The sequence below is a fragment of the uncultured Nocardioides sp. genome (assembly GCF_902805925.1).
Lineage (GTDB): Bacteria > Actinomycetota > Actinomycetes > Propionibacteriales > Nocardioidaceae > Nocardioides.
The window spans coordinates 1-21262 of record NZ_CADCUP010000174.1; the positions used below are offsets into that span (position 1 = coordinate 1).

At 72.3% G+C, this 21262-nt stretch carries 23 protein-coding genes; 14 read left to right on the plus strand and 9 right to left on the minus strand.

Going from position 1 to position 21262, the window contains the following annotated elements; genetic code table 11:
- Nucleotides 1–406, minus strand: a 406-nt coding sequence (locus tag QZX64_RS12605; RefSeq protein WP_295660359.1) for a hypothetical protein, incomplete at its 3' end; no start/stop codon positions are given.
- A gap of 92 nt (nt 407–498) precedes the next feature.
- On the opposite strand from QZX64_RS12605, the gene miaB reads away from it, so the two are divergent.
- A complete protein-coding gene (gene miaB / locus QZX64_RS12610) occupies nt 499–1962 on the plus strand; it encodes a tRNA (N6-isopentenyl adenosine(37)-C2)-methylthiotransferase MiaB (protein ID WP_295660361.1) in 1464 nt (487 codons plus the stop codon).
- Between the two features lie 63 nt (nt 1963–2025).
- Here miaB and QZX64_RS12615 read toward each other — a convergent pair whose 3' ends face one another.
- The 3 genes from QZX64_RS12615 to QZX64_RS12625 are packed head-to-tail and all read right to left on the minus strand — an operon-like array spanning nt 2026 to nt 3123.
- Entirely contained in the window at nt 2026–2313 is a 288-nt protein-coding gene (locus tag QZX64_RS12615; RefSeq protein WP_295660363.1) for a hypothetical protein, read from the minus strand.
- 15 nt (nt 2314–2328) lie between these two features.
- Nucleotides 2329–2775, minus strand: coding sequence for an NUDIX domain-containing protein (locus QZX64_RS12620; protein ID WP_295660365.1), 447 nt, complete (start codon nt 2773–2775; stop codon nt 2329–2331).
- Nucleotides 2776–2793: 18 nt separating this feature from the next.
- On the minus strand, nt 2794–3123 hold the full coding sequence (locus tag QZX64_RS12625) for an antitoxin (RefSeq protein ID WP_295660368.1): 330 nt from the start codon (nt 3121–3123) through the stop codon (nt 2794–2796).
- A 61-nt stretch (nt 3124–3184) separates the two neighbouring features.
- On the opposite strand from QZX64_RS12625, the gene miaA reads away from it, so the two are divergent.
- Genes miaA through QZX64_RS12645 form a run of 4 tightly spaced genes read left to right on the plus strand, consistent with a single transcriptional unit; the run spans nt 3185 to nt 6317 of the window.
- Complete coding sequence (gene miaA / locus QZX64_RS12630) at nt 3185–4105, plus strand: tRNA (adenosine(37)-N6)-dimethylallyltransferase MiaA (protein ID WP_295660371.1); 921 nt, start codon at nt 3185–3187, stop codon at nt 4103–4105.
- Between the two features lie 39 nt (nt 4106–4144).
- Nucleotides 4145–4660, plus strand: coding sequence for a dihydrofolate reductase family protein (locus QZX64_RS12635; RefSeq protein WP_295660373.1), 516 nt, complete (start codon nt 4145–4147; stop codon nt 4658–4660).
- Nucleotides 4661–4696: 36 nt separating this feature from the next.
- Complete coding sequence (dapF, locus tag QZX64_RS12640; RefSeq protein ID WP_295660376.1) at nt 4697–5515, plus strand: diaminopimelate epimerase; 819 nt, start codon at nt 4697–4699, stop codon at nt 5513–5515.
- A gap of 25 nt (nt 5516–5540) precedes the next feature.
- Nucleotides 5541–6317 carry an SDR family NAD(P)-dependent oxidoreductase gene (locus tag QZX64_RS12645; RefSeq protein ID WP_295660379.1) on the plus strand — a complete coding sequence of 259 codons (777 nt, stop codon included), beginning with the start codon at nt 5541–5543 and terminating at the stop codon, nt 6315–6317.
- 3 nt (nt 6318–6320) lie between these two features.
- Here QZX64_RS12645 and QZX64_RS12650 read toward each other — a convergent pair whose 3' ends face one another.
- On the minus strand, nt 6321–6923 hold the full coding sequence (locus QZX64_RS12650) for an NAD(P)H-dependent oxidoreductase (protein ID WP_295660382.1): 603 nt from the start codon (nt 6921–6923) through the stop codon (nt 6321–6323).
- Nucleotides 6924–6990: 67 nt separating this feature from the next.
- On the opposite strand from QZX64_RS12650, the gene QZX64_RS12655 reads away from it, so the two are divergent.
- The 8 genes from QZX64_RS12655 to QZX64_RS12690 all read left to right on the plus strand — a co-directional run bounded on the left by QZX64_RS12655 (nt 6991) and on the right by QZX64_RS12690 (nt 16586).
- Nucleotides 6991–7566 carry a TetR/AcrR family transcriptional regulator gene (locus QZX64_RS12655; RefSeq protein WP_295660385.1) on the plus strand — a complete coding sequence of 192 codons (576 nt, stop codon included), beginning with the start codon at nt 6991–6993 and terminating at the stop codon, nt 7564–7566.
- A gap of 52 nt (nt 7567–7618) precedes the next feature.
- The gene (hflX, locus tag QZX64_RS12660) at nt 7619–9118 is read left to right on the plus strand and encodes a GTPase HflX (RefSeq protein ID WP_295660387.1); all 1500 of its coding nucleotides are present in this window, start codon (nt 7619–7621) and stop codon (nt 9116–9118) included.
- Nucleotides 9119–9167: 49 nt separating this feature from the next.
- On the plus strand, nt 9168–10376 hold the full coding sequence (locus QZX64_RS12665; RefSeq protein WP_295660390.1) for an ROK family transcriptional regulator: 1209 nt from the start codon (nt 9168–9170) through the stop codon (nt 10374–10376).
- A gap of 284 nt (nt 10377–10660) precedes the next feature.
- Nucleotides 10661–10933 (plus strand): hypothetical protein, encoded by a 273-nt coding sequence (locus QZX64_RS12670; RefSeq protein WP_295660393.1) that lies wholly within the window; start codon nt 10661–10663, stop codon nt 10931–10933.
- An 88-nt stretch (nt 10934–11021) separates the two neighbouring features.
- Nucleotides 11022–12002, plus strand: a complete 981-nt coding sequence (locus QZX64_RS12675; protein ID WP_295660396.1) for a sugar phosphate isomerase/epimerase — start codon at nt 11022–11024, stop codon at nt 12000–12002.
- A gap of 167 nt (nt 12003–12169) precedes the next feature.
- Complete coding sequence (gene ggt / locus QZX64_RS12680) at nt 12170–14026, plus strand: gamma-glutamyltransferase (RefSeq protein WP_295660399.1); 1857 nt, start codon at nt 12170–12172, stop codon at nt 14024–14026.
- A gap of 115 nt (nt 14027–14141) precedes the next feature.
- Entirely contained in the window at nt 14142–16415 is a 2274-nt protein-coding gene (gene secD, locus QZX64_RS12685) for a protein translocase subunit SecD (RefSeq protein ID WP_295660402.1), read from the plus strand.
- 39 nt (nt 16416–16454) lie between these two features.
- Nucleotides 16455–16586 (plus strand): hypothetical protein, encoded by a 132-nt coding sequence (locus tag QZX64_RS12690; RefSeq protein WP_295660405.1) that lies wholly within the window; start codon nt 16455–16457, stop codon nt 16584–16586.
- Nucleotides 16587–16723: 137 nt separating this feature from the next.
- Here the strand turns inward: QZX64_RS12690 and QZX64_RS12695 are convergent, their stop codons facing one another.
- The 3 genes from QZX64_RS12695 to QZX64_RS12705 form a co-directional block, all read right to left on the minus strand.
- On the minus strand, nt 16724–18712 hold the full coding sequence (locus tag QZX64_RS12695; protein ID WP_295660408.1) for an ATP-dependent DNA helicase: 1989 nt from the start codon (nt 18710–18712) through the stop codon (nt 16724–16726).
- A gap of 46 nt (nt 18713–18758) precedes the next feature.
- The gene (lexA, locus tag QZX64_RS12700) at nt 18759–19487 is read right to left on the minus strand and encodes a transcriptional repressor LexA (RefSeq protein ID WP_295660412.1); all 729 of its coding nucleotides are present in this window, start codon (nt 19485–19487) and stop codon (nt 18759–18761) included.
- Between the two features lie 159 nt (nt 19488–19646).
- The gene (locus tag QZX64_RS12705; RefSeq protein ID WP_295660415.1) at nt 19647–20255 is read right to left on the minus strand and encodes a flavodoxin family protein; all 609 of its coding nucleotides are present in this window, start codon (nt 20253–20255) and stop codon (nt 19647–19649) included.
- A 218-nt stretch (nt 20256–20473) separates the two neighbouring features.
- Here QZX64_RS12705 and QZX64_RS12710 point away from each other — a divergent pair, with 218 nt between their 5' ends.
- Nucleotides 20474–20884 carry a LysM peptidoglycan-binding domain-containing protein gene (locus QZX64_RS12710; protein ID WP_295660418.1) on the plus strand — a complete coding sequence of 137 codons (411 nt, stop codon included), beginning with the start codon at nt 20474–20476 and terminating at the stop codon, nt 20882–20884.
- Between the two features lie 133 nt (nt 20885–21017).
- Here QZX64_RS12710 and QZX64_RS12715 read toward each other — a convergent pair.
- A partial coding sequence (locus tag QZX64_RS12715) for a hypothetical protein (protein ID WP_295660421.1) occupies nt 21018–21262 on the minus strand: 245 nt, incomplete at its 5' end.

The window sequence follows — 21262 nt, forward strand, 5'->3', positions numbered from 1 at the left end:
CGCCGGCTCCCTGGCCGCAGCAGAGGTCGGCGTCCGCCACGGAGTCGCGGCCGTCGCTGCCGACGTAGGTGTCGTCACCGGGACCCAGGACGGTGTTGGGCCTGCCGCGCCGCTCCTGGGAGACGACGGTGTCGTCGCCGCTGCCCGCGTCGACCCGGACGTACCCACGCCTGCGCAGGCAGACGGTGTCGTCGCCGGCACCGGCCTCGACCTGGGAGGGACCGCGGCCGGTCACGACGATCACGTCGTCGCGTGCGGTGCCGGTCACCTCCTTGGCGTCACTGACGATGGTCGGCTTCTTGCCGTCGCACCGCCCGGCCTGTGCGGCGTCGGCCGGTGACACCGCCAGGAGCGGTGTGGCGGTGATCAGCAGAGTGGTGATGAGCAGCGGCACAGAACGTCGCATGGGTCCCCCGTGGTGAAGTTGTCGAGCCGGAACGTAGCAGCGCTTCGCGGGATGCGGGCGGTGATCCGGGATCGCCGTAGGCTGTGCGGGCGATGCGTACCTACGAAGTCCGCACCTACGGGTGCCAGATGAACGTCCACGACTCCGAGCGGCTCACCGGCCTGCTGGAGGACGCGGGCTACGCGGCCGCCCCCTCCGGCGAGCAGGCCGACGTGGTCGTGTTCAACACCTGCGCGGTGCGCGAGAACGCCGACAACAAGCTGTACGGCAACCTCGGCCACCTCGCGCCGATCAAGGCGGCCAACCCGGGCATGCAGATCGCCGTCGGCGGCTGCCTCGCGCAGAAGGACCGCGCCACCATCACCTCGAGGGCGCCGTACGTCGACGTCGTCTTCGGCACCCACAACCTCGGGTCGCTGCCGGCCCTCCTCGAGCGGGCCCGCGTGCACGAGGAGGCGCAGGTCGAGATCCTCGAGTCGCTCTCGGTCTTCCCCTCGACGCTGCCGACGAGGCGCGAGTCGGCGTACGCCGCGTGGGTGTCGGTCTCGGTCGGCTGCAACAACACCTGCACGTTCTGCATCGTCCCGTCGCTGCGCGGCAAGGAGGAGGACCGCCGCCCCGGCGACGTCCTCGCCGAGGTCCGGGCGCTGGTCGCCGAGGGCGTCAGCGAGGTGACGCTGCTGGGCCAGAACGTCAACGCCTACGGCGTGCAGTTCGGCGACCGCCAGGCGTTCAGCAAGCTGCTGCGCGCGTGCGGCGAGATCGAGGGTCTCGAGCGGGTGCGCTTCACCTCCCCGCACCCCGCCGAGTTCACCGACGACGTCATCGCCGCGATGGCCGAGACGCCGAACGTCATGCCGCAGCTGCACATGCCGCTGCAGTCGGGCTCCGACACCGTGCTGCGGGCGATGCGCCGCTCCTACCGCCAGGCGAAGTTCCTCGGCATCATCGACCGGGTCCGCGAGGCCATGCCGCGGGCGGCCATCACCACCGACATCATCGTCGGCTTCCCGGGCGAGACCGAGGAGGACTTCCAGCAGACCCTGGAGGTCGTGCGCCGCGCCCGCTTCTCCGGGGCCTTCACCTTCATCTACTCCAAGCGTCCCGGCACGCCCGCTGCCACGATGGCGGGCGAGGTGCCGGCCGAGGTGATCTCCGACCGCTACAACCGGCTGGTCGAGCTGGTCAACGACATCGCCTGGGCCGAGAACAAGCTGCTGGTCGGCACCACCGTGGAGCTGATGGTGTCCGAGGGCGAGGGCCGCAAGGACGCCGCCACCTCCCGCCTCTCGGGCCGCGGCCCAGACAACCGGCTCGTGCACTTCGACCCTGCGGGAGCCGAGGGGGTGCGCCCCGGCGACATGGTCCGTGTCGTGGTCACCAAGGCCGCCCCGCACCACCTGGTCGCCGACGGCACGGTGCTGTCGGTGCGCCGTACCCGCTCCGGAGACGCCTGGGAGGCACGGACGTCGGCCCCGACCCGCCCGATGGTCGGCCTGGGCATGCCGTCGCTCGGCGTGCCGGCGCCGCTGCCGGCCGCCCCCGCCTGTGGATGACGGGCCCCGGGTGAGGTGATCCTCGCCGTGCCGAGGGCCGGGCGGCGAACCGCCCGACTCCGCTCAGGCGGGCGGCTCGACGGAGCCGTCCTCCGACTCCTGGCCCGCCTCCACGTCGTCGTGGAAGTCCAGGTCGCTGTCGGCCGGGTCGCCCTCGGGTGCCTGTGACTTGTCGTCGGGCTCGGTGACCTCGTCGGGGACGGAGTCCCCGACCGCCGGGTTGTCACTGGGGTCCAGGTCACGGGCAAGCGGGGGGTGCGGCGGGTCGGCGAGGGCGTCTGCGCCGCCCGGGTTGGGCTCGCCCGGCTCGATCGCCGGGTCGGGCTGGGGGCTCAGCGTGTCGTCTGCCATGGATCTCTCCCTCTGCTAGAAGCCGTGCGTGAGATACGGGGTGCCGGTACCCAGATGCCGCAGCGCGACCTGCTCGTGCGGCACGACCGGCCCGGGAAGGTCGTCGAGACGGCACCAGCGCAGCTCGGCACACTTCTCCGGCTCGATGATCGCGGGCTCCCCGGACCAGGAGCGCGCCGAGAAGAAGAAGTCGACGCGCTCGTCGATCGGCTCGGCGTGCCGGGTGCGCTGCATGGTCGCCTCGAAGACGAGGTCGAGCCCGTCGATGCCGAGCTCCTCACGGGCCTCGCGGTGCGCCGCGTCGTACGCCGTCTCCCCGCGCTCGACGTGCCCGGCCGCGGCCGCGGCCCAGTGGCCGTCCATGAACCCGGTGCCCTGCCGCAGCTGGAGCAGGACCTCCGGGCCCGGGTCGCCGTCGCGCAGCAGGTAGACGTAGGAGGCCGGGACGACGACGAAGCGCATGCTGCGCAGGCTAGACGGCTACGGCCGCACCGAACCGGTCGGGTTCGTGGGGTCGGTCGGCGGACCCGGCGGGATCGGGTCGGTCGGGTCGGCCGGCGCCGGGTGGGTCGGGAGGGTGGGGTCGTTCGGCTCCGGCGGGGTCGTCGTGGCCTCGGCGGCCCTGCTCCGGTTGCGCTTCTCGAGGGCCTCCTTGGCCCGTGCGGTCCCGCTCGCGATCTTGTCGGAGTGCTTGCCGCCCGTCCGGCTGTCCACGGCCGCCGACGCCTTGTCGATGCCGCCGGCGATCTTGTCGCCGTGGTCGTCGACGGCCTTGTTCAGCCTCGCCCTGGCGTTGTCGAGGAATCCCATGCGTGTCTCCTTGAGGTCCGGTGCCGCCCCGGCGGGCGGCTCCTTTGCGAGACTAGCCAGCGTGCCCGCCACCGCCCAGCCCCGGAAGGTCGTCGCCGTGGTCGGGGCCACGGCCGCGGGGAAGACCGGGCTCTCCCTCGACCTCGCCGAGCGGCTGGGCGGTGAGGTCGTCAACACCGACGCGATGCAGCTCTACCGCGGCATGGACGTCGGCACCGCGAAGCTGCCGGTCGCCGAGCGGCGCGGCATCCCGCACCACCTGCTCGACACCCTCGAGGTCGGTGACGGCGCCAGCGTGGCGGAGTTCCAGGGATGGGCGCGCGAGACGATCGCGGCGATCCGCGGTCGCGGGCGCACCCCGGTGCTGGTGGGCGGATCGGCGCTCTACACCCGCGCCGTCCTCGACCGCTTCGAGTTCCCGGGCACCGACGAGTCGCTGCGCCGCGAGCTCGAGGAGGAGCTGGCCGAGGTGGGACCGGCGGCCCTCCACCAGCGGCTGGAGCGGCTCGACCCCGAGGCGGCGGGCCGCATCCTGGTCGAGAACGGGCGGCGCGTCGTCCGGGCGCTCGAGGTCATCGCGCTCACCGGGCGCCCCTACGGCGCCAGCCTCCCGCAGCTGGAGTACGCCGACCCCGCGACCGTGCAGGTGGGCGTGGACATCGACCGCCCCACCCTCGACGCCCGCATCGAGGCGCGGGTGCGCGAGATGTTCGAGCAGGGCCTCGTCGAGGAGGTCGACCGGCTGCTCGGCGAGGGGCTCGCCGAGGCGCGGACCGCGAGCCGGGCGATCGGCTACCGCGAGGTGGCGGCGTACCTGCGCGGCGAGCTCACGCTCGCCGCGGCCCGCGAGCAGACGGTGGTCGCGACCCGGCGCTTCGCCCGCCGGCAGGACGCGTGGTTCCGCAAGGACCCACGCATCGTGTGGGTGCGGCACGACGACCCCGAGCGGCTCGAGCAGGCCGTGGCGGCCGCGCAGGGCTGAGCCGGGCCGAGTGTCGGTGGTCGGGTGCAGCATTCCGGCATGACGACGTACTACTACACCGCCTCCTCGCTCGACGGGTTCATCGCCGACGGCGACGGCTCGCTGTCGTGGCTGCTGAGCCGCGACGTCGACCACGGGAGGGACATGGGGTTCGAGACCTTCCGGCCGCTCATCGGGGCGTGCGCCATGGGAGCGACGACCTGGCAGTGGCTGCTCGACAACGACCCCGGGGAGTGGTCGGACAAGCCCACGTGGGTCTTCACCCACCGCGCCTTCGCCGAGGCGCCGGGCGTGACCTTCACCTCCGACCCCGTCGCGACGGTTCATGGCGAGATGGTCGAGGCGGCCGGCGGGCTCGGCGTGTGGATCATCGGGGGCGGCGACCTGGTGGGCCAGTTCGCCGACGAGGGGCTCCTCGACGAGGTCTGGGTGCAGCACGCGCCGGTGACCCTCGGCTCGGGGGCTCCGCTGCTCCCGCGGCGGCTGGAGCTGAGGCTGGAGGAGGTGGTGCGCAACCGCGAGCTGGTCTGCAGCAGGTTCACCGTCGTGACGTGAGCCGTCCCGCGGGTGCGGGGGTGCGAGACTGGCGCGGTGACCTACCCGTTCCTCAAGGGCCACGGCACCGAGAACGACTTCGTGCTGCTGCCTGACCACGACGGCTCTCAGCACGGGGAGCTGTCCGCCGAGCGCGTCCGGGCGCTGTGCGACCGCCGGGCCGGCATCGGCGCCGACGGCGTGCTGCGCGTGGTGCGGTCCGAGGCCCTGAAGGTGGACGGTCCGGAGTGGTTCATGGACTACCGCAACGCCGACGGGTCGCTCAGCGAGATGTGCGGCAACGGCGTGCGCGTCTTCGCCCGGCACCTGGTCGAGGAGGGCCTGGCCACGCTGCCGGTCGAGGTCGGCACCCGCGCCGGGATCAAGGTCGTGACCGCGGCGCAGGGCGACCTCCTCACCGTCGACATGGGCGGACCGGTGACGTTCGGCCAGACGCCGGTGACGGTGGGGGAGCGCCGGTGGGCCGGCGTGCACGTCGACCTGGGCAACCCGCACGCCGTCGCCCTCGTCGAGGACCTGGCCGAGGCCGGCCCGCTCCTGGAGTCGCCGGGCTACGACGAGGCGACGTACCCGCACGGGGTCAACGTCGAGTTCGCGGTGCGCCGCGGCGAGCGGCACGTCGCGATGCGGGTGCACGAGCGCGGGTCGGGGGAGACCCGGAGCTGCGGCACCGGCGCCTGCGCGGTGATGGTCGCCGCGGCCCTGGCCGACGGGGTCACCGACCCGCCCGAGGACGACCTGACCTACCGCGTCGACGTGCCCGGGGGAGAGCTCGCCGTCACCTGGACCGCCGACGACCGGGTGCTGCTCACCGGTCCGGCCGTCGTGGTGGCGCGGGGCACCACCGACCTCTGAGCCGGGCCTCACTAGCCTGTCCGGCATGGACATCACCGGAGCCTCCGCCCTCGTCACCGGCGCCGCCTCGGGCATCGGCGCAGCCGTCGCCCGCCGGCTGGCGGCCTCCGGCGCCCACGTCGTCGTGGCCGACGTCCAGGACGAGAAGGGCGAGGCGCTCGCCGCCGAGATCGGCGGCGTGTTCGCCCACGTCGACGTCACCGACACCGAGCAGATCAAGGCTGCGGTCACCCGGGCCGGCGAGCTGGGCCCGCTGCGCGTGCTGGTGAACTCGGCCGGCATCGGCCCGGCGGCGCGCACCGTGGGTCGCGACGGCACGTTCGAGTCGGCCCACGACCTGGAGCTGTACAAGAAGGTCATCGCGATCAACCTGATCGGCACCTTCGACGCCACCCGGCTGGCCGGCACCGCGATGAGCACCCTGGAGCCGACGGACACCGGGGAGCGCGGCGCGGTCGTCAACCTGGCCAGCGTGGCGGCCTTCGACGGCCAGATCGGCCAGGCGGCGTACTCCTCCTCCAAGGGCGGCATCGTCGGCATGACGCTCCCGGTCGCCCGCGACCTCGCCGCCATCGCGGTGCGTGTCAACACCGTCGCACCCGGCCTGATCGACACCCCGATCTACGGCGAGGGCGAGCAGGCCGAGGCGTTCAAGGCCAAGCTCGGCGAGTCGGTGCTCTACCCCAAGCGGCTGGGCCGTCCCGACGAGCTGGCGAGCATGGTGATGGAGTGCGTCACCAACTCCTACATGAACGGTGAGACCGTCCGGGTCGACGGCGGCATCCGGATGCCGCCGAAGTAGTCCTCAGGCCGCGGGGGCCGGCATCCGGCCGCGCGTCCGTCGACCGGCGTCGGCAGCACCCAGCCCGGCCATCCGCTCGAGCCACGCCGCCCGCTGCTCCGGTGTGCTGCTGTGCACGCCGGTGAACCTCGTGACCTTGACCGGCTTGATGCCGCAGAACTCCAGGGTGCGGCCCCTGACCTGCTTCACCGTCGTGTCGCCGACGAGCGGGAGGTACCACCGAGGTGAGTCGGCGGTGACGACGAGGCGACCGGTGCGACCAGGCAGCAGGCCCTCGGGCCGTCCGTTGTCGAGGTAGCGGAAGGCCCAGCCGCGCTCGAGCGCGCGATCGAAGAAGCCCTTGAGCAGCCCGGGCACCGATCCCCACCACACCGGCGTGAGCACGGTGACGTGGTCGCTCCACTCCAGGAGCTCGCGGGCGTGGGCGAGGTCGGGCTCGAGCGCCTGCACGCCCCGGTAGCCGTCGCGCAGCTGCGGCTCGAAGGCGAGCTCGCGCAGCGGGAGCATGATCGTGCGCTCGCCTGCACCGGCGGCGTACCGCCGGGCGAGGGCGGAGGTGAGCGACCCGGCATCGGGGTGGCCGTCGATCACGAGGAGGTTCGTCATGGCAGGGCTCCATCTAGACAGTGTCAACAATGTGGACACTGACCACCATCGGGGTACCATGTTGCCCGTGTCAAGATCCAGCCCCGCCTATCACCACGGCAACCTCCAGGCGGCGCTCGAGGACGCCGCGCTGGAGCTGCTCGAGAACCAGCCGGCCGCGCGCATCAGCCTGCGCGAGGTCGCCCGCCGAGCCGGGGTGAGCCACAACGCGCCGTACCACCACTTCGGCGACCGTGCGGCGCTGCTGGGCGCCCTGGGCGTGCGGGCGATGGCCGACCTGCTCGCCGCCCAGGAGGAGGCGGTGGCGCGGACGTCCGGGCCGGTGGAGCGCGTGCGCGCGCTGGGCGCCGCCTACGTCGGGTACGCCGCGGCGCACCCGCAGGCCTTCGCGCTGATCTTCGACCCGGAGTACTGCGCCGCCGGCCAGCCGTCGCAGGAGATGGCCCCGCTCATCGCTCGCAACGAGGAGCTGCTGGGTGGGCAGGTCGCGGAACTGGTCGAGGAGCCGCGCTTCGCCGGCTCCGACCCCGCCGCGCTGGCCGCGTCCCTGTGGTCGACCGTCCACGGCATGGCCACGCTGGTCGTGCTCGGCCACCTGCCCCGCGAGGCTGCGGAGCCGGCCCTGGTGGCCCTGCTCGGCTGACTTCGGAAAGGGGGTCGCCGCGTCACCGCGCGCGGCCTAGAATCGGTCGCATATGACGAACGCACCTGACTTCTCCCTCGACACCGAGCTGGCCGCCACCGACGAGTGGGACGACGAGGACGCCTACGAGATCGTCCTGCCCGACGGCCCCGACCCCGAGGAGACCGAGGACTCCGAGCCCGAGGATCACACCCCCGGCGCCCAGGAGCTCGCCGAGCGCCACGCCCTGCGCCGCGTGGCGAGCCTGCGCACCGAGCTCGAGGACATCACCGAGGTCGAGTACCGCCAGCTCCGACTAGAGCGCGTCGTGCTCGTCGGGGTGTGGACCGAGGGCTCGGTCGAGGACGCCGAGAACTCCATGGCCGAGCTCGCGCTCCTCGCCGAGACCGCGGGGTCCGAGGTGCTGGAGGCGATCTACCAGCGCCGGCAGAAGCCCGACCCCGCGACGTACATCGGTCGCGGCAAGGTCGACGCGGTCCGCGAGATCGTGCAGGCCACCGGCGCCGACACCGTCATCCTCGACGGCGAGCTCGCGCCCGGTCAGCTGCGCAACCTCGAGGACAAGCTCAAGGTCAAGGCGGTCGACCGCACCGCGCTGATCCTCGACATCTTCGCCCAGCACGCGAAGTCCAAGGAGGGCCAGGCGCAGGTCGAGCTGGCCCAGCTGAACTACATGAAGCAGCGGCTCCGCGGCTGGGGTGGCAACCTCTCCCGGCAGGCCGGTGGCCGGGTCTCGGGCGGTGAGGGCATCGGTGGCCGTGGTCCCGGTGAGACCAAGATCGAGACCGACCGGCGTCGCATCAACACCCGGATCGCCAAGCTGCGCCGCGAGCTCAAGGACCTCCGCGGCACCCGCGAGACCAAGCGGCAGGAGCGAGCCCGCCACCGCATCCCCAGCGTCGCCATCGCGGGCTACACCAACGCCGGCAAGTCCTCCCTGCTCAACCGGCTGACCAACGCCGGCGTGCTGGTCGAGGACGCCCTGTTCGCGACCCTCGACCCCACCACGCGGCGCACGACCACCGGCGACGGGCGCATCTACACCATGTCCGACACCGTGGGCTTCGTGCGCCACCTGCCCCACCAGCTCGTCGAGGCCTTCCGCTCGACGCTGGAGGAGGTGGCGGAGTCCGACCTGGTCCTGCACGTGGTCGACGGCTCGCACCCCGACCCCGAGGGCCAGCTGGCCGCGGTGCGCGAGGTGCTGGCCGAGATCGGGGCCGACCGGGTGCCCGAGCTGGTCGTCATCAACAAGGCCGACGCCGCCGACCCCATGGTCATCGCCCGCCTGTCCCAGCGCGAGCCCCACTCGGTGGTCGTCAGCGCCCGCACCGGCGCCGGCATCCCCGAGGCGCTCGCCGTCATCGAGGGCGAGCTGCCGCGGCCCGACGTGGAGTTCGAGGCGCTGCTCCCCTACGAGCGGGGCGACCTGCTCAACCGGATCCACCAGCAGGGCGAGATCGCCACGCTGGAGCACACCGCCGACGGCACCCACGTCACCGGCCGTGCCAACGACGACCTCGCCGGCGAGCTGGCGGAGTACGCCGTCTGACAGGCGCCAACGACGGTGCTGCGCGGGGCACGCGTGACACCATGGCCCCGTGCTGCCCTCGCTGTCCGGACGCGCCGAGAACGTCATGCAGGCGCGCCTGCTCGGCCTGCTGCGTGACGAGGGGCCGCTGTCGCGCTCCCACCTCGCCGAGCTGATGGGCGTCTCCCGCACGACCGTGGCCGCCGAGGTCAACCGGCTCGACCAGCTCGGTCTCGCCCACGAGAGCGGGCTGGCGAAGTCGCGCGGCGGTCGCCGCTCGACGATGGTCGACCTGGCCGAGGACGCGCGCTTCGTCGGCATCGCGATCGGCGCCACGCGCATCGGCGTCGGCCTGACCGACGGGCGGCTCAACGTGCTGTCGACCCACGAGGTCGAGTGCGACATCCGCACCGGCCCCGAGCAGGTGCTGGCGGCGGCGCTCGAGGCGACCCGCCAGGTCCTCGACAAGGCCGGCGTGGAGAGCCCGCTGGGCTGCGGCGTCGGGGTGCCCGGGCCCGTCGACTTCGACCGGGGTGTGTCGGTGTCGCCGCCGCTGATGCCCGGCTGGGACGGCTACCCCGTGCGTGACGCGGTCTCGCTCGGCCTCGGCTGCCCGGCCGTGCTCGACAACGACGTCAACGTGATGGCGATCGGCGAGCTCCACTCCGGCGTCGCCAAGAACAACCGCGACTTCCTCTTCGTCAAGCTCGGCACCGGCATCGGCTGCGGGATCGTGGTGAGCGGCGAGCTCTACCGCGGCGTCGCCGGCTGTGCCGGCGACATCGGGCACATCCGCATCGACGACTCCGGCCCCACGTGCGTGTGCGGCAACGCCGGCTGCCTGGAGGCGTACGCCGGCGGCGCGGCGCTCGCCCGGGAGGCAAACGCGGCCGCCCGGTCCGGCCGGTCGAACGTGCTCGCCACGCTGCTGGCCGAGAAGGGCGAGCTGACGGCCGAGGACGTCGGCATCGCGGTCACCCGCGGCGATGCCGCCGCGGCGGGACTCCTGCGCGACAGCGCCCAGCACGTCGGCAACGTGCTGGCCAGCCTGGTGTCGTTCTTCAACCCGGGCCTGATCGTGATCGGCGGCCGGGTGACGGGCCTCGGCCATGGGCTGCTCGCCGAGATGCGCGGCGTCATCTACCGCCGCTCGCTGCCGCTGGCCACCGGCACCCTCCCGATCGTGCTCAGCGAGCTGGGCGACATGGCCGGAGTCGTGGGGGCGGCCCGCCTGGTGAGCGACGTGGTCTACGCACCGTACGGGCGGTCCCTCGACTGATTTGAAATCCACTTTCGAAAGTGCGCAACCCATTGACGTGATGGTCGTCACCTGCCTACGTTTCTGGTAGCCGGTCTACACCACGTGCGGACCCGGGCCCACTCAGACACTTCTCGGAGGTGTGTCTCACTATGTCTCGACGTTGTGCTGCACACCACGCGTGCCGGCGACATCTGGCTCAACGACGACGAGACCGGCGTCAACTCCGTCGCCGGCAGGATCGACGTCCACCAGCACGACGAGGAGGCTGGTGGCGCCCGTGGGTGGCCAGTCGGTGGCCTACGGTGACGCCGTCCCCGTTCGAGGTCGAGGTCACCGACGACCAGCCCGTCGACTGCAGCCGGGCGACGGTCACCTACCTCCTGGGCCACGACGCCCACGGCCACCCGCGAAGCACCGCCAACGGGTGCAGCGGCCCGCTGGTCACCACCATCCCCGGTGGGCACGACCCCGCGACCGAGGAGCTGAGCGGCGTCTTCGTCGCCGAGTACGTCGACACCGGCTCGGAGCCGGGGCTGCGCGGCAGCGACGAGGTCCGCCTCGAGCCGGTCGGCTGATCCACCCGCGGCGGCCCGTCCACCCACCTGGACGGACCGCCGTACCCCCCGAGCAGGATCCCCCGAGAAGCGTCACGAGAGGAACACCATGTGTTACGGCTATGACGGCGAGACGGCGCTGCGCCGCTCGCTGGAGACCCAGGGCGCGAGCCGCCGAGGCATCCTGCGCACAGCGGTCGCAGGCGCGGCCGGCGCAGCGGCGATCGGCGCCCTCGGCGCCCCCGCCGAGGCCGCCGGCACGCGGGGCAGCGGCAACGGCCGCGACCGTGAGGTGCCCGAGCGCAGGATCTCGATCCAGCTCTACACCCTGCGCGACGCCACGCTGCCGGCCGGCACGGCCGAGAAGCCCTGGTCGATCGGCTGGGAGGCCGTGCTCGAGCGACTCGCCCAGTACGGCTACCCGCGGGTGGAGCGTGCCGGCCTGTACGGCGTCACCGCGGCCACGATGAAGGCCAAGCTCGACTCGCTCGGCATCTGGGCCAGCTCCAGCCACGAGGGCATCAGCGACACCTCGGCGGCGATGTACCAGAAGTTCGACGACGCCAACACCTTCGAGCAGCGCTACGTCGTGGTGCCCTACCTCAACTCCGACAAGCTGTCGGACTGGCAGCGCTGGGCCGAGCAGATGAACAACGAGGCCTACGCCGCCAAGCGCCGGGGCCTGCGCTACGGCTACCACAACCACGCCCACGAGTTCACCGTGGACCTGGGCGGCGGCAGGACGCCCTGGGACGTGCTCACCAAGGAGCTCGACCCGCGCCTGGTGCACCTCGAGGTCGACCTCTACTGGGTCTACACCGCTGGTGTGAACCTCGGCGTGGCCGACCCGCTGAAGTTCACCAAGAGCGTCATCCGCAAGGCGCCGCAGACGGTGCGCCAGTTCCACGTCAAGGACCGGGCCGCCAGCAACGGCGACATGGCCGACCTCGGCACCGGCGTCATCGACTTCTCCTCGATCTTCCGCAAGCACACCGTGGAGGAGTACATCGTCGAGAACGACACCCCCGACGTCTCCCCGCTCACCTCCGCGGCGGTGGGCAAGCTCTACCTGGAGCACCTGAAGTACTGATCCACCGCAGCACCACCATCCAGGCGACCGACCGGTCACACCTGGAGAGACCAGGACCCGCCGGCGAGCTGCATCGCCGGCGGGTCCGCGGCGTTTCGCCGGTAGGGGTGCTCGACAACCGCGGCGACGCGGGGGAGGGTAGGACGCCCACGACCCGGGAGGAATCCATGTCCCGCTCCACCACCAGAGTCCTCGCCCCCGGCCTCGCCCTCGCCCTGGCCGGCTCGCTCTCCCTCGCCGGCACCCAGGCGACCGCCGTCGACACCGCCGCCTCGGCGCCCGCACTCCAGCAGAAGGCCGTGAAGAAGGCCACCGCCACGGGGTACGGCGGCGCCGTCTCCAGCGTCGACCCCACCGCCACCCGCGTCGGCCTCAGGGTCCTGAAGAAGGGCGGCAACGCCGTGGACGCCGCGGTCGCCACCGCTGCCGCGCTCGGCGTCACCGAGCCCTACAGCGCCGGCATCGGCGGTGGCGGCTACTTCGTCTACTACAACGCCAAGAAGAAGAAGGTCTCCACCATCGACGGCCGTGAGACGGCCCCCGGCCGGATCCGGAGCGACGCCTTCATCGACCCGGCCACCGGCAAGCCCTACAACTTCACCCCCGAGCTGGTCACCAGCGGCGTCTCGGTCGGCGTGCCCGGCACCCCGGCCACCTGGGAGAAGGCCCTGCGCAAGTGGGGCACCCTCGACCTCTCCGGTGCGATGGCGCCCGCGACCAAGGTGGCCCGCAAGGGGTTCCGGGTCGATGAGACCTTCCGCCAGCAGACCCTCGACAACGAGGTCCGCTTCGACGCGTTCACCTCCACCCGCAAGCTCTTCCTGCCCGGTGGCGACGCCCCGGCCGTCGGCACGCGGTTCCGCAACAGGCAGCTCGCCCGCACCTACGACCTGATCGCGAGGAAGGGCCTCAAGGCGTTCTACCGCGGCAAGCTCGCCGGCGAGATCGTCAGGACGGTGCAGTCGCCGCCGAAGACCAGCACCACGACGCTGCCGGTGCCCGTCGGCTCGATGACCCGCGCTGACCTGAAGAGCTACAAGGCGCTGTCGCAGAAGCCCAGCAAGGTCGACTACCGGGGGTACGACGTCTACGGCATGGCGCCGTCATCCTCCGGCGGCTCGACCGTCGGGGAGGCGCTGAACATCCTCGAGCAGTTCGACGTCGGCTCGATGTCCGACACCGACGCGCTGCACCACTACCTCGAGGCCACCGCGCTCGCCTTCGCCGACCGCGCCAAGTACGTCGGCGACCCGCGGTTCGTCAAGGTCCCGCTCAGCGACCTGCTCAGCGACACCTTCGCCAGGGAGCGGGCGTGCTCCATCAACCCGACCGCGGCGCTCACCAAGCCGGTCCCGGCCGGTGACGTCGCGTCGTACGACGGCGTCTGCACCCCGGCGCCCGCGCGCAAGGGCGCGGTCGACCAGGACACCGAGAACATCTCGACGACCAACCTCACCGTCTCCGACCGCTGGGGCAACGTCGTGGAGTACACCCTCACCATCGAGCAGACCGGCGGCTCCGGCATCGTCGTCCCGCGGCGCGGCTTCCTGCTCAACAACGAGCTGACCGACTTCTCGACCGTCTTCGACCCGGCCGACCCCAACCGGATCCAGCCCGGCAAGCGGCCGCGCTCCTCGATGTCGCCGACGATCATCCTCAAGAACGGCAAGCCGTTCATGGCGCTCGGCTCGCCCGGCGGCTCGACGATCATCACGACCGTCCTGCAGATGATCTTCAACCGCATCGACCGCGGCCTGACGATCCAGGAGGCGATCGCCGCGCCCCGCGCCACGCAGCGCAACACCGCCAACGTCACCGCCGAGCCGGAGTTCATCACCCGGTACGGCGCCCTGCTGACCCCGCTGGGACACAAGCTCGTGCCCGCCGGGGACGCGTTCACCAGCGCTGCCGAGATCGGGGCCGCCACGGCCATCGAGTTCGGCCGGAAGGGCAAGGTCACCGCGGTGGCCGAGCCCACCCGTCGCGGTGGCGGTGCCGCGGGCGTGGTGTCGAAGAGGCGCTGACCGCTCAGGTAGTCAGGCGCGAGATGGCTGCCGGACGCAGCCCCGGCCAGCCGTTTCGCGCCTGACCAGGCCAGTCGTTTGGGGCGCGTCCTCCCGGTGAGGGAGGATGCGCCCCATGCCTCGTGGTGCCCTGGTCCGCCTCCTCCTCGTGGTCGGCCTGCTGGCCGGCTGCGCCGCCCTCGCCCTGACGCGGGAGCCGCGACTCGGGCTCGACCTGCGGGGCGGCACCCAGATCACCCTCCAGGCCTCCGACTCGCCCTCGGGCGTGGTGGCCGACGCGGAGGCCACCGACCGCGCCATCGAGGTGCTGCGCGGCCGGGTCGACGCGCTCGGCATCAGCGAGCCCACGCTCACCCGCGCCGGCGAGGACCGGATCATCGTCGAGCTGCCCGACGTCCAGGACCCGCGGGAGGCGGTCGAGACCATCGGCCGTACGGCGCAGCTGACCGTGCACCCGGTGGTCAGGGGCGGTCTCGCCTCCGCCGAGGAGGAGCCGTCGGACGAGGGCAACCAGATCCTGCCCAGCGACCAGGGCGACTTCATCGAGGTCGGCCCGACGTCCCTGGAGGGCGACGACATCACCAGCGCCGCCGCGGTCCAGCGGCAGAACAGCACCGACTGGACCGTCGCCGTCGACTTCTCCGGCGACGGTTCTCGCGCCTTCGGGACCCTGACGGCGGCGGCCGCCTGTGCCCAGGGCGACGCCAAGCGCATCGCGATCGTGCTCGACGACGAGGTCATCTCCTCACCCGGTGTGAACACCACCCCGTGCGGCGGCTCCATCACCGGCTCCACCGACATCACCGGCAACTTCACGGTCGACGAGGCCAAGGACCTCTCGGTGCTCATCGAGGGCGGCGCCCTGCCGCTGCCCGTCGAGGTCATCGAGCAGCGCACCGTCGGCCCGACGCTCGGCCGGGCGGCCATCGACGCGTCCTGGAAGGCCGGCGTGATCGGCCTGCTGACCACCGGCCTGTTCATCGCGCTCGTCTACCGCTTCGTCGGCGTCCTGGCGACCATCGCGCTGACGTCGTACGCCCTGCTCGCCTACGCGATGCTCGTGGGCCTGGGCTCCACCCTGACGCTGCCGGGCCTGGCCGGCTTCGTGCTCGCCATCGGCCTGGCGATCGACGCCAACGTGCTGGTCTTCGAGCGCGCCCGCGAGGAGTACGCCGCCAACCCGTCGGCCGGTCTCCGGCGGGCCCTGATGGTCGGCTTCAACAAGGCGTGGACCGCGATCATCGACTCCAACGTCACCACCCTGCTCGCCGCGGCGCTGCTCTTCCTCCTGGGCTCCGGCCCCATCAAGGGATTCGGTGTCACGCTGACGATCGGTGTCGTCGCCTCGATGGTCTCGGCGCTGGTGATCGCCCGGGTGCTCACCGAGCTCGGCGTCTCCAACCGGTGGGTGGCCGGCCGGCCCGCGTTCACGGGCATCGGCTCCGTCGGCCGGGTCCGCACCTGGCTGGAGCGCCGCGACCCCGACCTGATGCGCCGGCGCGGCACCTGGCTCGGCATCTCGGCCGCCGCCCTGGTCCTCGCCGTCACCGGCATGGTGACGCAGGGCCTCAACCTGGGCGTGGAGTTCACCGGCGGCCGGGTCCTGGAGTACTCCACCTCCTCACCGCTGACCGCCGACCGGGCCCGCGAGGTGGTCGCCGACGCGGGCTACCCCGAGGCCACGGTGCAGGAGTCCGACGACGACAAGATCAGCGTCCGCACCGGCCAGATCAGCGACGACGAGGCCGTGGCCATCGAGACGGCGCTGGGCGACGCGGCCGGCGGTGCCACCAAGCAGCGCGACGAGAAGATCGGTGCCTCCCTCGGCTCCGAGCTGCGTGACAAGGCGCTCATCGCCTTCGGCATCGCCCTGCTGGTGCAGATGATCTACCTGGCGATCCGCTTCAAGTGGACGTTCGGTGTCTCCGCGGTGCTCGCGATGTTCCACGACGTCGTCATCGTGACGGGCATCTTCGCCTGGCTCGACAAGCCGATCGACGGCATCTTCCTGGCCGCCGCTCTGACCATCATCGGTCTCTCGGTCAACGACACCGTGGTGGTCTTCGACCGCGTCCGCGAGCGCTGGCAGGCGTCACGTCCGGAGGAGTCGTTCACCTCGCTGGCCAACAAGGCGGCCGTCGAGACGATGCCGCGCACGGTCAACACCGGCCTCGGCGCGATGTTCATCCTCGCCGCGCTCGCGGTGCTGGGCGGCGACTCGCTCCAGGACTTCGCCATCGCCCTGCTCCTCGGTCTCGTCATCGGCACCTACTCCTCGGTCTTCACCGCGACCCCGCTGGTGACCTACCTGCAGGAGCGCTGGCCGATGTCGCGCGCGACGAAGGTACGCCGCCAGCGCGAGCCCGAGGACTCCGGCGCCGTCGTCTGAGCCGGGCGGCCACTGGGAGCCGCGGCGTACCCTTGCACCATGACGCTCCTCATCCTCCTGGTCCTCGTCGTCGGCGCCGTCATGGCGTGGAAGATGCGGGTCCCGCTGCTGGCGAAGGTGCTCGGCCAGTCCGAGGACCGCGTCCGGCGGCAGCTCAACCGCAAGCGCTGAGCCCGCCGCCCTGCTGCCGGTCCCCGCGCTGCCGGGTAGTCCGGGGCAAAGTGCACCGTGGAACGCCTGTCGAGGTGCATCTCGCCCCGGATTACCTCCCGGGGGAGCCGGTGATCCGGGCGCGGGCGGGCGTCCGCTCAGCCGGCGGCGAGGCGCGACAGCGCCTTGCGCACCACCGCCGGGTCGGTGGTCGTCCACATCGGCGGCAGGCTCGCCTTGAGGAACCCGCCGTAGCGGGCGGTCGAGAGCCGTGGGTCGAGCACGGCCACCACGCCGCGGTCGGTGGTGGTGCGGATCAGCCGGCCGGACCCCTGGGCCAGCAGCAGCGCGGCGTGCGTCGCCGCGACCTGCATGAACCCGTTGCCGCCGGACCTGTCGGCCGCCCGCTGACGTGCCGACATCAGCGGGTCGTCGGGCCGGGGGAACGGGATGCGGTCGATGATCACCAGCTGGCAGGTGTCGCCCGGCACGTCGAGGCCCTGCCACAGCGAGAGCGTGCCGAACAGGCAGGTGTGCGGGTCGTCGACGAACTGCTTGGCCAGCTCGGGCAGCTGGGCGTCGCCCTGCGCCAGCGTCGTGAGGTGCGGCAGGCGCTCGCGCATCGCCTCCGCGGCGGCCTCCGCGGCGCGACGGGAGGAGAAGAGCCCGAGGGTGCGTCCCTCGGCGGCGTCGACGAGCTCGGCGATCTCGTCGAGCTGGGCGCTGCCGAGCCCGTCGCGACCCGGCGGCGGCAGGTGGCGGGCGACGTACAGGATCGCCTGCTGGCCGTAGTCGAACGGTGAGCCGACGTCGATGCCGCGCCACGGCAGCACGGTGTCGTCGCGCTCGATCGGCTCCTGCAGCACGCGTTCCGACGGGTTGAGCCCCAGCGAGGTGGCCACAGCGCTGAAGTCGCCGCCGAGCATCAGCGTGGCGGAGGTGAAGACGACCGTCTTCTCGGTCAGCAGCCGATCGCGCATCGGCCCCCACACCTGCAGCGGCGCGACGCACAGCCGGGCGGGGGTCCGGTCGCGCGCCTCGTTGAGCCACAGCACGTCGGCCTCGGCGTGCGCGGCCATCCGCTCGGCGTTGACGAACACGTCCTGTGCGAGCCCGCGGGCCTGGGCGCGCCCGGCGTCGGCGTCGCCGTCACCCGGCTTGTCCTTGGGGAAGGCGGAGATCAGCGCACGGGCCGCGTCGCGCACCAGCGCCAGGGCGTCGGAGAGCTGCTCGTCGATCGTGTCGATGCGTCCGGGCCCGGTGCGCGCGAGCGCATCGGCCAGCGCATCGCCGGCGTCGGCCAGGTCGTCGGCCTGGTCGCCGTCGACGTGGCGCTGGGCCCGGCGCGCGGCGCGCTCGACGTCGCTCGCCGACAGCTCGTCGGTGGCCGCCTGGGTCACCCGGGCGGTGAGCTCGTGGGCCTCGTCGATCACCACCGCGTCGTAGTCGGGGATCATCGGGACACCCTCGATCGCGTCGATCGCGAGCAGGGAGTGGTTGGTGACGATCAGGTGCGACCGCTGCGCCTTCTCCCTGGCGCGCTCGGCGAAGCACTCCTGCGCGAAGGGGCACTTGGTGGCGCCGAGGCACTCGCGGTGGTTGACGCTGACCTGCCGCCAGACCCGGTCGGTGTGGCGGGGGGCGTTGTCGCGCTCGCCGCTGCCCCCGGCCTCGGACTCCTCCTCCGCCCACCTGCGCAGCGAGAGCACGTCGTCGCCCATCGAGCCGCTGGGCACGTCGACGAGCACACCCTGGTCGTCGGGCACGCCTTCTCGGATGCGGTGGAGGCAGGCGTAGTTGGAGCGGCCCTTGAGCACGGCGTACGACGTGTCGATGGTGCCGCCGACGGCCTCGACGAGGCGGGGGAGGTCGCGCTCGACGAGCTGGTGCTGGAGCGCGAGGGTGGCGGTGGCGACCACGACGCGCTGGCCGTGGAGCAGGCTCGGCACGAGGTAGCCCAGCGACTTGCCGGTGCCGGTGCCGGCCTGGACGAGCAGGTGCCGTCCGGACTCCATCGCCTCCGCGACCGCCTCAGCCATTTGCTCCTGGCCGGTGCGCTGTTGGCCCCCGAGCGCTGCCACAGCCTCGGACAGCACCTCCTGCACCCGGAGCTGCGGGCGAGCGGGGGCGTCGTGCTGAGCGGTCACCCGGGCACCCTATGCGCCGCCGCCGACAGCGTCGCCCGCGGTGCGATCACATCCGACGCAGGACCGCGGTGACCTTGCCGAGGATGGTGCACTCGTCACCGTTGATGGGCTCGTAGGCGTCGTTGTGGGGGAGCAGCCACACGTGGCCGTCCTTGCGCTGGAACGTCTTGACCGTCGCCTCGCCGTCGATCAGCGCCGCGACGACGTCGCCGTTCTCGGCCGTCTGCTCCTGCCGGATCACGACGTAGTCGCCGTTGCAGATCGCCGCGTCGATCATCGAGTCGCCCGAGACCTCGAGGAGGAAGAGGGTGCCGTCGCCGACCAGCGAGCGCGGCAGCGGGAAGACCTCCTCGATGCGCTCCTCGGCGAGGATCGGGCCTCCGGCGGCGATCCGGCCGACGATCGGCACGTAGGTGGCCGTCGGCATGGCGTCGCCGATGCCCGACTCGTCGACCGCGGCCTCCTCGCCGTGCGAGATCGACCGGCGCGCGGCCATCACCTCGGGCAGGAACACCTCGAGGGCGCGCGGGCGGTTGGGGTCGCGCTTGAGGAAGCCCTTCTCCTCGAGCGTCTTGAGCTGGTGGGCGACGCTGCTGGAGCTGGTCAGCCCGACCGCCTCGCCGATCTCGCGCATGCTGGGCGGGTAGCCGCGCATCTCGATGGCGTCCTTGATCGTGGCGAGCACCCGCTGCTGGCGCGGGGTGAGGCCGGTCGCGTCGGGAGGCCCGTCGGGGAGCTCGAGCACCTTCTTGCCGGTGCCGCTCGTCTTGGCCATGGGTCCTCCTGGTGTGGATGCGTCTCGGTGCCGCGCTTCGCCTCGCTCGCTGGCTCACCGTAGACCGATCGCGACCCCACTTCAAACACGTGTTCGAACGCCGCGTGTCGCGCTCGACCCGACCGGCTGCGACGGGAGCGGTGTGCACGCCCAGCGGGCTCAGGCCGGGTAGTTCGCGCCCTTCAGCAGCCGCGCCAGGTGCGCGGTGTTGGCGGCCAGGACCTCGGTGGTCTGCACCGTCTTCTCGGGCTTCTCGTCGTGGTCGGTGTAGTCGACGGCCTGCATCGCCTCGCCCACCCAGTACGTCGAGCCGTTCGCCGCGACGGAGAAGCCCACGTCGTTCAGCGCCTGCAGGCACTGCGCGGTCACGTGGTGCGCGCCGTCCTCGTTGCCCACGACCGCGACGGCCGCGACCTTGCCGAAGGTGATCTTGCGGCCCTCGTCGTCGGTCTCGCCGAGCTCGGCGTCGAGGCGCTCGAGCACCATCTTGCACACCGAGCTCGCCTGTCCGAGCCAGATGGGCGTGGCGATCACCAGGATGTCGGCGTTCAGCATCTTCTGGCGCAGCGGGGGCCAGCCGTCGCCCTCGCCCTCGTCGGTCGTCACGCCGAAGCTCACGCCGTGATCGACGACCCGGATCAGCTCGCCGGTCACGTCGTGCTCGGCGAGGGCGCCCAGGACGTCACGGCCGATCGCCTCGGAGCTGGACTCCTGCGGGGACGGCTTGAGGCTGCAGGCGAGGACGAGGGCTCTCAGGGTGGAGGTCATGGCGAGGCGGTACCCAGGCGCAGCCGACCGGACACCGCAGTCGAACATGCGTTCGAGAAAGGCCTTGTCCCGTTCGAACACATGCTCTAACGTCGTACACATGTTCGAATCGAGCAGGTGATCGATCTCCCCATCCGGCGTCACTGTCGGTGGTCACCACTAGACATCAGATCGACAGCAGACGACCGGCAGACCGCCCCCTTCCCCAGGAGGTCACGATGAGCACGACGACCATGAGTACGACGACCATGGGCACGACCATGAGCCCCACCTCCCGGCTGGCGCCGGTGCGCGACCTGCGCCCGGTGCGCACGGCGGTGGCTCCCGCTGCAGGGCAGCTGCGCCTGACCCGCCGCGGCCGCCTCGCGCTGCTGATGGTGGCCGTGGCGGTGGTGCTCGTGCTCGGTGTGGCCTTCGGCGCAGGCTCCGTCGCCACCGACCAGGGCGGCACGCCCGAGCCGACGCGCGTGGTGATGGTGGGCGAGGGCGAGACGCTGTGGGGCATTGCTGCCGTCGCGGCCGGTGATGGCAGCACCCGGGCGATGGTCGAACGGATCGAGCGGCTCAACGCCCTGGACACCGCGATGGTGACAGCCGGCCAGCAGCTGCGCGTCCCGCTTGCGGAGTAGCACCCAGACCTACAACTGAATACTCCACCAGCCGATTCGACCCCGGCTGGTGGGCCGGGGAAGACGGAGGGCGGGCCCAGTGGCCCGCCCTCCGCGGCGTCCGGACGCGTCGAGCCGGGGCAGCGGGTGGGGGTCAGCGTGCGGCGCGTCGACCGCCCGGCACCCGCTGGGGAGCTGGGCGTTCTGCACCGGGGTTCGCGGGCTCACCGGGCGGCTTGGCCCAGCCGAGCACCCGCGCCAGGCGGCTGCCCAGCAGCAGCCCGGCGAAGAGGCAGGCGACGGCCCCGAGCGACGCCAGCGCCAGGAGCCACCAGGCCTCGGACCGCCCGGCCCGCGCGGAGCCGCCGAAGTCGATGGCCACGTAGACCAGGTAGCCCC